Origin of the sequence: Paenibacillus psychroresistens, assembly GCF_009728935.1 — a bacterium.
Lineage (GTDB): Bacteria > Bacillota > Bacilli > Paenibacillales > NBRC-103111 > Paenibacillus_AC > Paenibacillus_AC psychroresistens.
In genome coordinates this window covers 7,295,842-7,311,514 of the sequence record NZ_CP034235.1, presented here as the reverse complement: position 1 = coordinate 7,311,514, position 15,673 = coordinate 7,295,842, and the positions used below count along the sequence as shown (strand labels likewise).

Sequence of the window (15,673 nt, the reverse complement as noted above, 5' to 3'; positions counted from 1 at the left end):
CTGTCATTGGGGTGTTGTATAGTTGAGCGTAGTTATGAATAGGGTGAAAATTTGAAGGAGGAATTGTAATGCGTATCAAGTTTAAAAAAGGAATATCCATCATCTTAGTTATGTTGATGGTCGTAGGTGGATTGAATGGATTGTTTGTTGGTGGGGGTAAAGTGCATGCTGCAGTGTCAGTAGAATTTGCTGGAGGAACCGGTGCACAATCGGATCCTTATTTAATTGAAAAAGCAGATCAGCTTAATGGGATTAGAAGTAATTTGGCAGCTAATTATAAGCTGACAGCAGATATTGAACTAGGAGAATATGATTGGGCACCGATAGGTGCATATATGAATGGATTTAATGGAAACTTGGACGGCAATGGTTTTAAAATTATGAATCTAACGCTTGATACACCAGCAGATGACTCTGTAGGACTCTTCAGATATACGGGTCCACAAAGTTTCATTACTAACATTATTCTGGAAAATGTTAATATAAAAGGAATTGGGACTATTGGTGCAATAGCAGGAATAAACACTGGAACAATCAGCAGCAGTTCCGTTACTGGCAACGTATATAGTGATCCTACTCCAGATTCCAATCCCAATAAAGGCAACAATATAGGCGGTTTGGTAGGAATGAATTCTGGAGATATCATCAGCAGCTTCTCAACAGCGAATGTAACTGGAATAGGTTATGTAGGCGGAGTTGTAGGGTTTAATAATGAAGGAACTATCAGTGATAGTTATGCTTTAGGGAATGTAGTCGGTTCAAATCAGGTTGGAGGGTTGGTAGGCGGAGACGGCGGTGGGGAAATAAGCAACAGCTATGCTACAGGAAGTGTGACGGGAAATGATGATGTTGGCGGCTTAGTTGGATATAGCGGCTGGAGTTCATCAATCAGCAACAGCTATGCTTCTGGAAACGTAGTTGGATCAACCGACGTAGGTGGTTTGGTAGGAAAAAATGCTGAATACAACGGTACATCTGGAGAAATTAGCAACAGCTTTTACAACAAGAATACAACACAACAAGAAGATGAAGATAAGGGTGATGGTCTTTCAACTGGTCAAATGTTGCTGCAAGGAACTTATGCAAATGTAGGCTGGGATATCAACGACGCGGACTCACATTGGTACATGGTCTCAGGGCAATATCCACAACTATGGGCGGGAATAAGTTTGGCACCAGGAACGGATAGCGGAACAACTAAATTAAACAATGTAGTTGCCGAAATGGAATATACACTTGATGGGGATAATTATATTTCTGTTATGGAGAATACCTATGGAAGTATACCTGTAAATGCAGACGACGAAATAACAGTTCGTTTAACAGAAACTCCAACAAGCACAAAAACATTGGCGGTTGTTCTATCGAACATCAAGCCGGCAGCAGCACCACAAACAGCAGTGCTAGCTATGGGTACAGGCGCCTTTGGAACAACGGATTTAACTGGAGTAGAGAGCGGAATGGAGTACCGCGTCAATTCAGATGAATATTCAGACGTAACCGGAACACTCCAGGACATAATATCTATTGCTGTCGAGGAAGGCGATATTATTTATGTTCGAATAAAGGGAACAGACTCCCAACCAGCATCTTCAGTAAAGGTTTTGCTGGCAACGTCGGCTAATATCAAGACAACAGTTATTACGGGTGAAGATATATTCGGGGTAACTCCACCAGTAAAATTTGCAACACCGGAATCTTCAATAGCTGCAACCGATGAGTATACGGCATCACTCGCATGGTCACCAAACGATACAACGTTTATAGGTGGAGAAACCTATACAGCAACAATTACATTGATGCCCAAAAGTGGATATTCTTTGACAACCGTGGCTGCAAATTTTTTCAAAGTAGAGGGAGCAGCAACAACAAACGCAGCAAATTCAGGAATAATAACAGCCGTATTCCCTGCTGTAGCTTCAGATTTTGCAGGCGGAACAGGGTCAGTAAATAATCCGTACCAAATTAAAGACGCAGTTCAGCTCGATAAGGTCAGAAATTATTTAAACTCCAGTTTTGAGCTGATTGCAGATATCGAATTAGATGGTTATGGGGATGACGAAAATGGTTGGATGCCTATAGGTGATTCTAATTGGTATGGAAACTTTAATGGGAATTTTGACGGCAAAGGTTTTATTATAAATCATCTAACAATTAATAGGCCAATTTCAGACTATTTGGGATTGTTTGCAGTTATAAATGTAGTAAGTACGATTACGGATATGAAACTTGAAAATGTGGATATTACGGGACGAAATCAAGTAGGTGGATTAGCTGGTGCTAATTATGGAACGATCAGTGATAGCTATGTCAAAGGAAATGTTTACGGGAATTCGGAAGTTGGTGGATTGACTGGTTTTAATTATAATAATATCGATAACAGCTATGCCTCTGTAACATTGGAAGGTTCAAGCAATCATTTAGGAGGCTTGGTTGGTAATAATTATGGTGAAATCAATAACAGTAATGCCGCTGGTACTGTGGTTGGTGAGGGTTATTATGTAGGTGGTTTGGTTGGTAACAATGATGGTGATGGTGATGTCAACAGCAGCTACGCCGCAGTAAGTGTTACTGGCCAAGGTACTTTAGGTGGCTTGGTTGGCAGCAATGGCGGTGAGATTGATAGAAGCTATGCAACTGGAAAGGTAATTGGATTAGAAACGGATGGTTCTGCAAACGGTGGCTTGGTTGGAAATAATAGTAGTGGATCAATCAGTAACAGCTTCGCTACAGGAAATGTAAGTGGAGCTGATGGTACTGAAAATGGTGGCTTGGTAGGAAGTAATGTTTACGGACAAGTTGACACCAGCTACGCAACAGGTGATGTGAACGGAGAAGAATCTAATAACGGCGGTTTAGCTGGAAATAATTATGATGGAGATATTAATAACAGTTATGCCAAAGGAAGTGTGTTCGGGGATAATTCTCAAAACGGAGGACTAGTGGGATCTAACGAAACTGGAATTATAAATAGCAGCTATGCCCAAGGAAGCGTAACAGGGGCTAATTCTACAAATGGTGGACTAGTGGGAAAAAATGATGATGGTTCAGTTAGTAACACCTATGCCAAAGGAAGCGTAACAGGGGCTAATTCTATAAATGGTGGCTTAGTAGGGAGAAATCCTTACGGAAATATAACTAACAGCTATGCAATTGGTAATGTAGCAGGAACTAATTCTGCAAACGGTGGCTTAGTTGGAATTAATAATGATGAAGAAGATTCCGATGGATCCATTACTGGCAGCTTCTACAATACAGAAACAACCGGACAAGATGATGAAGGAAAAGGTAGTGGACAAATAACAGAAGATATGATGGATCAAGAGCTTTATTTTAACGATGACTCTGATTCTGCTTGGGACTTTACAGAATTATGGGGTTTAAACTCAACACGAAACGGTGGATATCCTCATTTACAGGTTGTGCAAACCTATGTAGATTATGATAGAAATGATAGTGAAGATGGTAATGTACCGATTGACGAACAATCCTATATGCCTGGAAGCAAAGTTAGTGTTGCAGGCAATTCAGGAATATTAGTTAAGACAGGTTACGCTTTCGCAGGATGGAACACAGAAATGGATGGAACCGGTGAAAACTATGTTGAATCGGAAACTTTCACAATATTAGGCAACACTACCTTATATGCAAAATGGTTAGAATCAAATAAAGAAGCTTTGAATAGTGCAATTCTATTAGCAGTAGGTATTAAAGAATCAGCGGTAGTTGGTACATTAGTTGGTCAATATACAGACAGTGCGAAAACTGCGCTTGGTACGGCAATTAGTCTTGCAACAGCTGTGAAAAATGATACTAATGCAAATCAAGCCACTATAGACTCAGCGGTGATAGCTTTAGACAATGCAGTTAGTGGTTTTAAAGCAACGGCTGTGCAAGTGCCTAGTAAAACAGCATTGAACAGCGCGATTACAGCGGCAACTAACACTAAAATGTCAGCGGTAATAGGCACACTAGCCGGTCAATATACAAACAGTGCGGTTACAGCGCTTGGTACGGCAATTAGTCTTGCAACAGCAGTAAAAATGGATACAACTGCTAATCAAGCAACTGTAGACGCAGCGGTGGCAGCTTTAAATACAGCTGTTAGCGATTTTGAAGCAACGGCGGTGTCGGTATCTAATAAAGTGGCATTGAACAGCGCGATCACGGCAGCAACTGCCATAAAAACTTTGGCGGTAGTAGGTACGCAAGTGGGTCAATATACAAACAGCGCTATAACAGCGCTTGGAACGGCAATTACTCTTGCAACAGCAGTAAAAATGGATCCAACTGCCATTCAAGCAACAGTAGATGCAGCGGTGACGACTTTGAACACAGCAGTCAGTGATTTTGAAGCAACAGCAGTGTCTGCATCTAACAAAGTGGCATTGATTAATGCAATTGAATCAGCAACGACTATTAAAACGTCGGCAGTAGTAGGTACGCAAGTGGGCCAATATACAGCGGTGGCAATAGCGACGCTTGGAACGGCAATCACGAATGCGACGGCAGTGAAAAATGATACTACCGCCAATCAAGCAACTGTAGATGCAGAAGTTACAGCCTTGAATACAGCCGTAACCACTTTTGTAGAAACAGCAGTGCCTGCGCCTAGCAATCCAACGGTGACACCACCAGCTTCAACAACGTCACCAACACCAACATCAACGCCGGCACCAACACCAAGCGCAGCTCCAACAGCTCAGCCTACTGATGTTGTTGAAGTAGATTCTAGCGCAAATGTTGTGAAAACAGTTACCGGTAGTAACGGACATGTTACGACAACAGTGACTCAAGATGCAGCGAAGCTTGCAGATGCATTTAAACAAATGGCAAGTCAGGATGATAAAACAGGTAAAGCACCATCGGTAACTATTACAGCCGATAACGTAACGGGTACAGGAGTAGTATTTAATCTACCTTCATCTGTACTCGCAGATGCCGCCTTGAAAACACCGAATGCGGTAATAGATTTTAAATCTGCGGATGGCGGTTATTCATTGCCGATCACTATTCTTGATTTTGCAGCAATTGCACGAAGCTTAGGCACAGATATTAAGAATATTAATATTCAAGTCACAATCACAACAGTAGATACAGATACGAATACCAAAATTAATGCAAGAACACAAAATACTACAACTAAGCAGTTGGGTAATGCAATTGAATTTACAGTTACAGCAACAGGGAATGGTAAGACATTTGAGTTGAATAATTTTGGGGCAACTTATGTGGAAAGAAATGTCGTTGTGAAGTCTACTGTAGATCATTCTCATGCAACTGTCGCTTTATATGATCCGGCAACAGGACAGTTTTCGTTTGTGCCAGCCGTATTTGAGACACAAGCAGACAAGTCCACAAAGGTTACATTTAAACGTAATGGGAACAGTATTTATACAGTGCTTTCTTCAACTAAAACGTTCGATGATGTAACTAATCACTGGGCCAAATCGGATATCGAGCTTCTGGCATCTAAATTGGTTGTTAACGGAGTTACGGATTCTAGCTTTGCTCCAAATAACAACATCACAAGAGCAGAATTCGCGGCTTTATTAGTCCGCTCCTTAGGATTAACATTAGATGCAAGTTCAGCAGTTTTTACAGATGTGAAATCGAGTGATTGGTATGCTGGTGCAATTGGCGCAGCTGTTAAAGCGAAGTTAGTTGATGGCTTTGAAGATCACAGCTTTAAACCAAATGCTACAATTACTCGTGAACAAATGGCCGTTATGGTAACTAGAGCGATTACTGCAGCGGGTAAAACAAGTGACGTTACTGGAAAGCAAAGTGAGATACTAGCTAAATTCCAGGATAACTCCTTAATTAGCACTTGGGCGCAAGTAGCTGTAGCCCAGTCGGTTGAAGCTAATATCATTTCCGGTATGACGGGTAACACGTTTGTCCCTTCAGCAAATGCTACTCGGGCACAAGCTGTTGTTATGCTGAAACGTTTATTGGAATATACAGATTTTATTAATTAAACGTTAGACATAATTAGCATATTTTAAAATCAAAACACCCCTTATACTAAACATTGCAGATCACCCTTGAGGTGATAACGATGAATAGTATAGGGGGTGCCTTCGTTTACAAAGTGATAACTACATTACCCTTTTTGTGTCCTTTTTCTACATAACTATGAGCCTCGGCAATTTGCTCCAATGGATAGCGTTTATCTATAACTGGTTTAAGTTTTCCTGTTTCAATAAGCTCTTTGAGAAAGGTTAGATCTTTAACCTTTTCAATTGAAGGCCTCAAGCCTGTAGCAGCAAACTTTACCTTTTTGCTGCCAACCTTAGAAGTCCATAACATTTGCAGCAAGGTAGCCGGAGTAGGGACAGTTGTAAGATAAACCCCGCTTGGCTTGAGTGACCTTTTACAACGTGAGAATGAGCTCTTGCCAACTGTGTCAAAAATAATATCATAGGTCTGGCCGGTTTTGGTGAAATCCTCTTTGGTGTAATCAATTACCTTATCGGACCCCAAAGCTCTCACCATTTCTAAATTCGCAGTACTGCATACCCCAGTCACTTCCGCACCAAAGTACTTGGCAAGCTGTACCGCATAAGTACCAACCGATCCAGAAGCACCATTAATCAGCACTTTTTGTCCGCGCTGAATTTTTGCTTGATCTCTTAGGAAAGGCAATGCTGTTAATGCGCCATCACTAACGGCGGCGGCGTCTCCATAGGACAAATGGGTTGGTTTTATTGCCAGCACACCGTCTTCCGACAAGCATTTGTACTCTGCATAAGCAGCGAAACTGATTGAGGATCCAAAAACCGGGTCACCTTGCTTGAATAATTTCACATCTTTGCCTACCGATTCAATTTCTCCGGCTAGCTCAGACCCTAGTATCGTATTTTTGGGTCCTAGAAGACCCGTATAAAATCTTGCCATGAATGGAGCGCCACTTCGAAAGGCGCAGTCCGCTGCTGTAACTGTTGTCGCAAAGACTCTGATTAGTACTTCATTGTCCTTGGGAGTTGGCTTTGCTATCTCTTTGAGTTGAAGCACACTCGATGATCCGTATTTTGTGTATACGATTGCTTTCATTTAATTATTCCTCCTTATATTATGGATAATAAATTATTAAAGACTACTCCCAAATAGACATTCGGTTTGCATTTTTCATGGATAATAAATTATTTGATCATATAAATGAATTAACTAAAAACTCAAGTGTATATACGAGTTATTGTTGATACCAAATATATTTTCGCTAGAATCTCTTGCATTATTAATGGATGGTAATTCTGAATTACGGTTATCACTTCAATTACTTCTGGTTTGTAGTTATAAATCTTTCTCTTCTACAAAGAATACTTCCTCCAGAGGTGAGTTGAAGACGATTGCAATCCGAAAAGCCAATTCGAGAGAAGGGGAGTAGTTTCCTTTTTCGATGGCTACGATTGTTTGTCGTGTTACACCCACTTTGTCAGCTAATTGTTGTTGGGTCATCTCATCGAGGTTAAATCGTAATTTTCGAACGTTATTTCCAATAAGCCATTTGCCCATACTAGACACCTCTCCGATAATGGTATAGCCGTGTAATAACTCCAACCACTTCTGATATAAACCCTGAGAATAGAATGATGATGAACATCGCAGATGGTGTCATATCCATGACCAGTGAGCCCATCGCTATAACAAAGCCAAGTGTAAATACAGCATGAGAACTCCTTGTGGCCTTCAACTCAATTAGCTTATCTAGCTCATCTGCAAATGCTGGTTCTTTTTCATTCGTAGTTATTCGATTGATAATATTGAACACAATCGAAATAATGATTTTTGCTACTATGGATATCGGGATTAAGATTAGAATGGCAACTCCCCAAAAGTGTAAGATGTCTGCATAATCTGTACCCACATCTTGGTATTTTTGAAAAATATACAAACAATAGAATCCAAAAACCAGTGTAGTGCTAATTAAAGATACGACATTCTTTTTTTCTTGATAGGACATATTGTATTCCTCCTGTACGGTTATCTTTACTAAGTGTAAAGTATTATATACATAATGTAATAAATATAAGACATATTGTCAAGTGTATAATGCACCGGTTATGAAATAATTTCCTGATATGCTTGAAAAAATAAAAAGACCGAGAGCACCTTGCTGGTGTTTTCAGTCTTTCCATTGATTGTATGCAATTAAGTATCATCTGACTAATGCTTTTTCTGAAATGCTTCTCTCATGATAAGCTTGAGCATATTGGGCTTAACCGCGAATGTTCCAACCGCAACTACCTTGCGGAGATACTGATCATTGGTGAGTTGGCTGAGCATACAGTTTGCCAGATCTGCCCTCGATGTAAATCTCCCGCGAATGTAAGTCTCAGCCATCTTATAAGGTGTTACTGCTGGAGTCTCAAAAAGACCAGAGGGCCGGACAATTGTCCAGTCCAGTTTACTGTTCTTCACCAATGTTTCCATCCTCCGCATATCGGTATATAACGTCTTCCCAATGGTTTTAATGATGGTCGGCTGGATAATTCTCTCGAAGATGAAGCCTCCCTGAGGATCATAATGAGGCTCGGTAGCGCTTGAACTCACACAAACGAGGCGGCGAACGTTGTACTTATTCATTGCTTGCACAATATGAGCAACACCTTGTGAATAGACAGTAATTTCATCACGGCTAAAAGGAACACCGAGGGTAGAGAGGACAGCATCTTTTCCCGAAACTGCATGTTCAACCGATGAGAGGTCGAATACATCTCCGCGTACCACCTGCAAACGGGCATTCTGATGAGGGAAAGTCTCCGGATGGCGAGTGACTGCTGTCACCATATGTCCCTCCGCAACGGCTTGTTCTGTCAAAATTCTTCCTGTTGGACCATTTGCTCCAAAAATGACAATGTTCATAATAAGTCTCCTTTTAACTATATTTTCTGCTGGTACCTAATAAAAATCATGACCATTCGGCTAAGTGAGTGCGCGCTCACTCATTGAATTGAATATAGCTGATTACTAATAAGTTGTCAATTACAATAGCCTTTACTAACAATAGGTAAATAAAATTTTATGGAAAATATATACATGGTGTGTTATGGTAATAATGTAATTAAAATTACATAAATACATGGGAGATAAACTATGCCAAATAAAAAGCAAAGTATCGTTATATCCATTAGGTTGGATGAAGGTTCGTTGAAGGCAGTAGATGTACTTGTTGAATCTGGACTTGAATCCAATCGTTCAAGAGCAGTCACGCATTTTATTAACATTGGTATTCAATCATCAGAGGAGCTGCTCAGAAAAGCCCAGTCTCTTGCTGATAACGTGCATCAATTACGGAATGAAATGATTGAGGCTGTGAAAATCAATAATCTTGCAAAGGTTACGGAATTAATAAGCCAAGATGCAAGTCTTGTTAATGCGAGTAATAGTAGTGGGGAAACGGCTGTATTAATGGCAGCTTATTACCGATCCAATGAGATAAAAGAAACACTTATTAACAACGGGGCTGAATTAAACATTTTTGAAGCATCGTCGGTTGGCAATACACAACGAGTAAAGCAATTATTGAAAAAATCACCTAAGCTTAAAGGCAGCTATAGTGCGGATGGTTTTACCCCATTAGGCTTAGCTGCTCATTTTGGCAATGAAGAAACAGTGAAGCTTTTATTGGATCAAGGTGCGGATGTAAATGCCAGAAGTGTAGATGGTAATCTAAATAATATGGCCATTCACGCTGCAATAGCTGGGAACTATGAACATATTGTAAACCTACTTATTGAACATGGAGCAGATGTAAACGTTAAGTGTGAGGGAGAATGGCGATTAGGTTTCAGTCCTCTGCATGTTGCTGGATACTTCGGTCGTGGTTCCATCATAGATGTTTTGCTAAAAGCAGGGGCTGAGAAAACGGCTAAAAATGATAATGGAGAAACACCTTACGAGTTGGCTATGAAAAAAGAACATCAAGAAATTGCTGATCTATTAAAATAAAAAATAAGCGAGAATCCAGACTGAGTTTGTAAAAGGAGGGGATATCATGGTATATAGAATCGATCGAATATGAGACAATAGAGTATTACCAATCACCGGAGGACTTAGTTTTCGTGCTTAAACACACCCCGATTATCCCTGAGTTTGGACAACATCAGCATGATTGGGAGACACTCCGTGTATTTATTGCTGAGAACCAGAGTGAAAAGGGGATTCGAACAAATTAAGGAAGTGAATGAATGGGATCCTTTTTTACAAATATTCAAATTAAATCTGTTGGGCCGAATTCATTGTTAGATTTAAAAGAAGAGATTATTGCGACGATTATGAAAAATTTTGATTATGATAAAGTGGAGGAAAGTTCTGATAGAGCTATCATCATTTCAGGGGATGTAAATAGTGATTGGATTACAGTTTACGATGAACTAAGTGATTCGGATGATTATCAATCGTTGGAAGATTTAGCTTCAGCAATTTCACAAGCTTTGGGAACCTATGCAGTTAGTAATTTAGTATACGATAGTGATTTGTTATGTATGAGGCTTTTTGAACAAGGTAAGAGCTTGGATTTGTACGTAAACGATGTGGAACTTTATAACGAGTTCCTACAACAGAATCGTAAACGGAATGGACAATTATCAAGATGGGCACCACTTTTAAAAGAAGCTAATAAAAGTGATTTATCACTGATATGGCAAGAAGAATCACTTTTTGCAGAAGATAAATTACATTCTTTATCAAAATGTTTTGGTTGGTTGACTGACGATTCGTGCACAGGATTTAACTATCGACAAAAGGATAGATTAGGTCCCCGAGATACTGTACTCTATTTTCGAGATAATAATCCTGCCGGTCCATTGTTTAATGAAGATGGGCCAACTAAGTTTGAGTATGGCACTTTCGGACTAGTATGGGAATGTAAATCCAATATGCTTTCTAGTCAAAGGTTTTTTCATCAAAACACAGGCGTCAGTGAACGAGGCCTTTCAATAAGAGTATGGGGCAGCGCAATAGATGAAGGCAGTATAGTTTCATTAACTGCCGATGTAGTATTACCAGATCAGATTTTAAGTAAAGGTACGGTAAGAGAAGTACAACTGAAATATGTGGATCAAGATACTACATTTCCGGGTTTTATCATTGACTTTCCAGATTATGATATACCTGCAGGTGCAGAGTTAATACGTTCCATTTCTTCTAATAAAGATATTGAAAAATCAACTAAAATGAATCATAAAAGTCAGACGACAGTTGATATAAGTTTTATTCCGTTGAAAAGCGGGATTTATGAACTATTCGTTTCTATACATCCTTCTTCAAATATTATGAATGGAGTAGAGCACAAAATTCCGATTTATGTAGATACCTCAATATGGTGATAATGTGCTTTCAGCGCCTTTATTTATTGAGCTAAACTATAAAGCATCTGAGCACGAGCATGGTTAAATAAGTTTTATCAGCCTGACGACTAAGCCCATGTGGTATTTTGATCAGTCATTTTGTTTAAATCCTCCATTTTAGTAACAGTCGTATCCCCGATCATCCATGCAGCTGCGCATTCTTCCAAGCTTTCGGGCTTTGCCCAAACTTCTTCTTAAACATACGGCTAAAATAATGAATAGTCGGAAATCCGGTGGATTCAGCAATTTCCTGAATACTCATTGAGGTGGATAGCAGATAAGCAGTTGCTGCGTTCAAGCGTAACTCATACATATACTGCAGAGGCGTCAGATCGGTCATTTCCTTGAATAACCGAATAATGTAGGAAGGCGTATATCCAGAGCGTTTGGAAAGCTCGTCCAATGTAATATCTTGCTGATAGTTATCTTCTATGTGGCGGATCAGGTCGTAAATGTAGCTCTGGGAGGACCATTTATCAAATAGAAAAGGTGAAAGGGTTTTACTGCTAATCTTGGGATGGCTTTTGGTTACAAAGTGGTTGATCAATAGAAATAATTTTTGGATATCACAGGTTAGGCTAAGAAAAAAGGTAGCTTTAGTTGGTTCTGGAAGGTTGTTTAGTATTGATACGTCCATGGCTTTTAGGGTCAAGTAAATATCACTAAGCTCATTATGATCCCAATGAATACTGCTTTGCGCAGTGTTCCAGAGATGGAGCAATTCAATGCTCGGGATATAATCCATTTCTTGCAAGCGAAGCTCGATGAACCAGGAATGCAGATGCTGTGAAACTTGTTCGATATGATGGGGAGATGAAGGTGAGAATATAAAGAGCGCAGGACCCTGGGCTTTATATGTATTTCCAATCCAATGTATGATGAATTCGCCAGAGGATATATAAAGAATTTCGTGATAAGGATGAACCCCTCCTGAGGTTTTATCAGGTCGGTCGGAGATGTAGTGATTGTATTCACGAATAAACATCCGGTTCATTCCTTTCTCGTAATTTCGTTTGTACTATTGCCTAAGTATACGGTTTGATTCCGGTTTGTAAAAGCGAGAATTTCTTTATCGACGCTGTAGTTCACTTTTAGCTAAATCCTATTTGCAATCACGCGCTGGTTAAGAGAATTAAGCTGAGAAAATAGCAGATTTCGGCTAAATACAATTGCTTATCTGCCATCTATACTTATAAGTAGACTTGGCGAGGGATGTGTTGCGAGAATGTTATTTATTAGCGATCTAACCGTAGAATACAAAGTAAATCCACTTGGAATCGATATTGAACAGCCGGGAGTAAGCTGGCAATTACAAGCTGATGAACGTAATAGCAGCCAGACAGCTTATCATGTTATTGTTTCACAAAGCCTCGAGCGGTTGAACCAGCACATAGGGGATTCATGGGATACGGGAAAAATGGTGTATAATCAATCGCAGCATATTATCTATCAAGGTGAAAGGCTTGTCTCCACGGCTCGTTATTACTGGAAGGTAAAAGCTTGGGACCAGAAAGGGCGGGAAAGTGCATGGAGCGAAGCTAGCTATTGGGAAATGGGACTAATGGAAGAAAATGCGTGGCAAGCGCAATGGATCACAGCTCCATTTCTGGATGATCCACAACCTGAGCCTGATATAATTCGCGACATACCTGTAATATGGGATTCGTTTACGGAACAGACAGAAAGCAAAGAGCAGCAAAATCGTTATTTTCGTTTAACTTTTGAAATGGAGAATAAACCACTGTTGGCTGCCAAGCTGCAGTTTTTTGCTATGGATTCGCTCTATATCCATATTAATGAGCATAATGAAGGGCTATACACTCCATACTCGCTGTCTATCACACTGGATATTGCCCATTTACTGCAATCGGGCCTTAATGTAATTGTATGCAGAGCGGACGGGGAGCATAAAGGCTTCATTGCTGCGATTTCAATTACTTATACCGATTTACAAACGCAGGTGTTAACAACTGAGCAAGGGTGGAAAGTAAATAATCAACCAGATTCCACATGGCTATCTCCCTTGATGGTTGATAGTCATTGGCGGCTGGCTGTGCCCATTGGCAGGTTTGGGCACGATTCATGGAGTATGTACAACCAAATACAATATCCAGTTAATAAGGCATATGGACCAAACCCGATCTTTGGCAAAAGCTTCTGTATTAGAAAAACCGTCACAAAAGCGAGATTATACATATCGGCTTTAGGTGTCTATTGGAGTACGTTAAATGGAGTGAAAATTGGCAGCGATCTGTTTGCACCAGGCTGGACCGATTATCGTAAACGAATTGCCTATCAAACCTATGATATTGCACCTTATTTACTAGAAGATGATAATCATATTGAAGTAACCGTCGGTTCTGGCTGGTATGCAGGAAATTTGAGCATTATGGGCCCTTATCATTATGGAACCAAGGTTGCTTGCCGTGCTCAAATACATGTTGAATATGAGGATCATACAAGTGAAATTTTTTATACGGATGAAGCTTGGAGCTCAGCGGAAAGCGCGGTTGTTTCGGCAGATTTCTATATGGGAGAGACCTATGATGCTAGAAGAGAGCTCCTATCTCTCAATTGGCAGAATGCGATCGTTCTGGATAAACTTCCAGGGGGAGCTATGAAAGCCCAAGAGGGACCAGCAATTCGGGCCAACCGCCAGTTATCCCCACAAGCTATCTTTAAGATAAGTGATTCCAACTGGATTATCGATATGGGACAAAATATGGTAGGCTGGCTGCGCCTCAAAGTGGAAGGACCAAGCGGGACCGAGGTAAGAATCCGCTACGGGGAGCGGCTAGATAAGGACGGCAGCTTATATAGAGTGAATTTGCGATCTGCTAGGCAAGAGGATATCTATATTCTTAAGGGTAACCAGTCAGAAGAATATGAGCCGCGGTTTACCTACCATGGTTTTCAATATGTAGAAATTGCAGGATATCCGGGAGAGCTGACCCTAGAGAAGGTGATTGGAATAGTGGTTCATTCCGATCTTGAGGAAGCTGGAGAGCTGCAAACCTCGCATCCGCTAATTAATCGTTTATTGGACAATATCCGCTGGAGCCAACGGGGCAATTTCTTCGGTATTCCCCTCGACTGTCCGCAAAGGGATGAACGCCTTGGTTGGATCGGCGATGCGCATGCTTTTGCGAGAACAGCAACTTACAACATGAATTGTGCGAGCTTTTATGATAAATGGCTAACCGATATTAGGGAAGCGCAGCAAGAGAACGGGGCATATACGGATATTGCTCCTTTGCTGGACTACTTTGGTGTGGGCAATGTTTTTTTCGCTGATGGGGGTATTATCATTCCCTGGACGATGTATAAAGTTTATGGAGACAAACGCGTTATCGAAACCCAATACCTTTCCATGAAAAGATACATAGACTTTCTACTAGCGGATTGTGATGAGGATCTGCTAAGAAGATCAGAGAGCTATGCGGATCATTTATCTTTTGGCGCTGAAACACCTAAATCGTTGATCAATGCGGCTTTTTTCGCTTATAGTGTGAAGCTGCTGGCTGAAATGGCTGAAATTATTGGTGAAAACACAGATGCTGCACAATATAAGGACCTGTTTACAAAGCTGAGAGCGACGTTCCAAAAGCATTTTATTGATGAAAATGGTCGCATTGCCTGCAACACCCAGACTGCTTATGTGATCGCCTTAAAAATTGGACTGCTGCCAAGTGAATTAGAGCCTATCGCGACGGCATATCTAGTGGAGGATATTAAACATAATGATTGGCATTTGACTACAGGTTTTATGGGGGTGAGCTATGCTTTGTCGGTATTGACTGAGCATGGAGAGCAGGATGCGGCATTCCGGTTGTTGCTGCAAGAGGCTTTTCCTTCATGGTTGTTTCCAGTGCTCAATGGGGCTACGACTATTTGGGAAAGATGGGATGGGTGGACGGTAGATAAAGGATTTCAGGATCCAGAGATGAATTCATTAAATCACTATGCGCTTGGATCAGTTGGAGAATGGATATATCGTTATTTGGCAGGGATTGATCTCGCAGAAGGTGCATATGGCTTTCAGAAATTTATTATTAGACCATGTCTAGGTGGTGGGTTTACGCAAGTGAGCTGCCGCTATAAGACACTCTACGGTTGGATTGAAAGCTCTTGGGATATAAAAGACGGAGTTTTTACGTTAAATGTGGAAGTGCCGGTTAATACAACGGCGGAGATTGTGATGCCAGTGCTAGCAGATTCGACTGTCTATTTAGATGGAATTGCAGTATTAAATCAAGCTGTCATTCAAGTTGGTTCAGGACGATGCGAATTTAAATCTTCAATAGCTGGAGGTATATAAA

General features: G+C 40.6%; 9 protein-coding genes. 4 read left to right on the top strand and 5 right to left on the bottom strand.

Annotation, left to right across the window (positions count from 1 at the left end):
- Positions 1 to 68: 68 nt before the first annotated feature.
- Positions 69 to 5,981, top strand: coding sequence for a GLUG motif-containing protein (locus EHS13_RS32865; protein WP_155704416.1), 5,913 nt, complete (start codon positions 69 to 71; stop codon positions 5,979 to 5,981).
- Between the two features lie 106 nt (positions 5,982 to 6,087).
- Here EHS13_RS32865 and EHS13_RS32860 read toward each other — a convergent pair whose 3' ends face one another.
- The 4 genes from EHS13_RS32860 to EHS13_RS32845 all read right to left on the bottom strand — a co-directional run bounded on the left by EHS13_RS32860 (position 6,088) and on the right by EHS13_RS32845 (position 8,868).
- Positions 6,088 to 7,056, bottom strand: a complete 969-nt coding sequence (locus tag EHS13_RS32860; RefSeq protein WP_155704414.1) for an NAD(P)-dependent alcohol dehydrogenase — start codon at positions 7,054 to 7,056, stop codon at positions 6,088 to 6,090.
- 240 nt (positions 7,057 to 7,296) lie between these two features.
- Positions 7,297 to 7,518 carry a helix-turn-helix transcriptional regulator gene (locus EHS13_RS32855; protein WP_155704412.1) on the bottom strand — a complete coding sequence of 74 codons (222 nt, stop codon included), beginning with the start codon at positions 7,516 to 7,518 and terminating at the stop codon, positions 7,297 to 7,299.
- A gap of 1 nt (position 7,519) precedes the next feature.
- Positions 7,520 to 7,966, bottom strand: a complete 447-nt coding sequence (locus tag EHS13_RS32850; protein ID WP_155704411.1) for a hypothetical protein — start codon at positions 7,964 to 7,966, stop codon at positions 7,520 to 7,522.
- Between the two features lie 203 nt (positions 7,967 to 8,169).
- Positions 8,170 to 8,868, bottom strand: a complete 699-nt coding sequence (locus EHS13_RS32845) for an NAD(P)-dependent oxidoreductase (RefSeq protein WP_155704409.1) — start codon at positions 8,866 to 8,868, stop codon at positions 8,170 to 8,172.
- Between the two features lie 231 nt (positions 8,869 to 9,099).
- Between EHS13_RS32845 and EHS13_RS32840 the strand changes: the two genes are divergently transcribed.
- Both EHS13_RS32840 and EHS13_RS32835 read left to right on the top strand, forming a co-directional pair.
- Positions 9,100 to 9,954 (top strand): ankyrin repeat domain-containing protein, encoded by an 855-nt coding sequence (locus EHS13_RS32840; protein ID WP_155704408.1) that lies wholly within the window; start codon positions 9,100 to 9,102, stop codon positions 9,952 to 9,954.
- Between the two features lie 239 nt (positions 9,955 to 10,193).
- Positions 10,194 to 11,333: a hypothetical protein gene (locus tag EHS13_RS32835; protein ID WP_155704406.1), complete on the top strand. Its 1,140-nt coding sequence runs from the start codon at positions 10,194 to 10,196 to the stop codon at positions 11,331 to 11,333.
- 160 nt (positions 11,334 to 11,493) lie between these two features.
- On the opposite strand, the gene EHS13_RS32830 is transcribed toward EHS13_RS32835, so the two are convergent.
- A complete protein-coding gene (locus EHS13_RS32830; protein WP_162463368.1) occupies positions 11,494 to 12,339 on the bottom strand; it encodes a helix-turn-helix transcriptional regulator in 846 nt (281 codons plus the stop codon).
- A gap of 240 nt (positions 12,340 to 12,579) precedes the next feature.
- On the opposite strand from EHS13_RS32830, the gene EHS13_RS32825 reads away from it, so the two are divergent.
- Positions 12,580 to 15,672, top strand: a complete 3,093-nt coding sequence (locus tag EHS13_RS32825; RefSeq protein WP_155704403.1) for an alpha-L-rhamnosidase — start codon at positions 12,580 to 12,582, stop codon at positions 15,670 to 15,672.
- Position 15,673 lies beyond the last annotated feature (1 nt).

Coding starts and splice junctions, on each gene's coding strand:
- EHS13_RS32865 (WP_155704416.1), top strand. CDS start 69: ATGCGTATCAAGTTTAAAAAAGGAATATCCATCATCTTAGTTATGTTG.
- EHS13_RS32860 (WP_155704414.1), bottom strand. CDS start 7,056: ATGAAAGCAATCGTATACACAAAATACGGATCATCGAGTGTGCTTCAA.
- EHS13_RS32855 (WP_155704412.1), bottom strand. CDS start 7,518: ATGGGCAAATGGCTTATTGGAAATAACGTTCGAAAATTACGATTTAAC.
- EHS13_RS32850 (WP_155704411.1), bottom strand. CDS start 7,966: ATGTCCTATCAAGAAAAAAAGAATGTCGTATCTTTAATTAGCACTACA.
- EHS13_RS32845 (WP_155704409.1), bottom strand. CDS start 8,868: ATGAACATTGTCATTTTTGGAGCAAATGGTCCAACAGGAAGAATTTTG.
- EHS13_RS32840 (WP_155704408.1), top strand. CDS start 9,100: ATGCCAAATAAAAAGCAAAGTATCGTTATATCCATTAGGTTGGATGAA.
- EHS13_RS32835 (WP_155704406.1), top strand. CDS start 10,194: ATGGGATCCTTTTTTACAAATATTCAAATTAAATCTGTTGGGCCGAAT.
- EHS13_RS32830 (WP_162463368.1), bottom strand. CDS start 12,339: ATGTTTATTCGTGAATACAATCACTACATCTCCGACCGACCTGATAAA.
- EHS13_RS32825 (WP_155704403.1), top strand. CDS start 12,580: ATGTTATTTATTAGCGATCTAACCGTAGAATACAAAGTAAATCCACTT.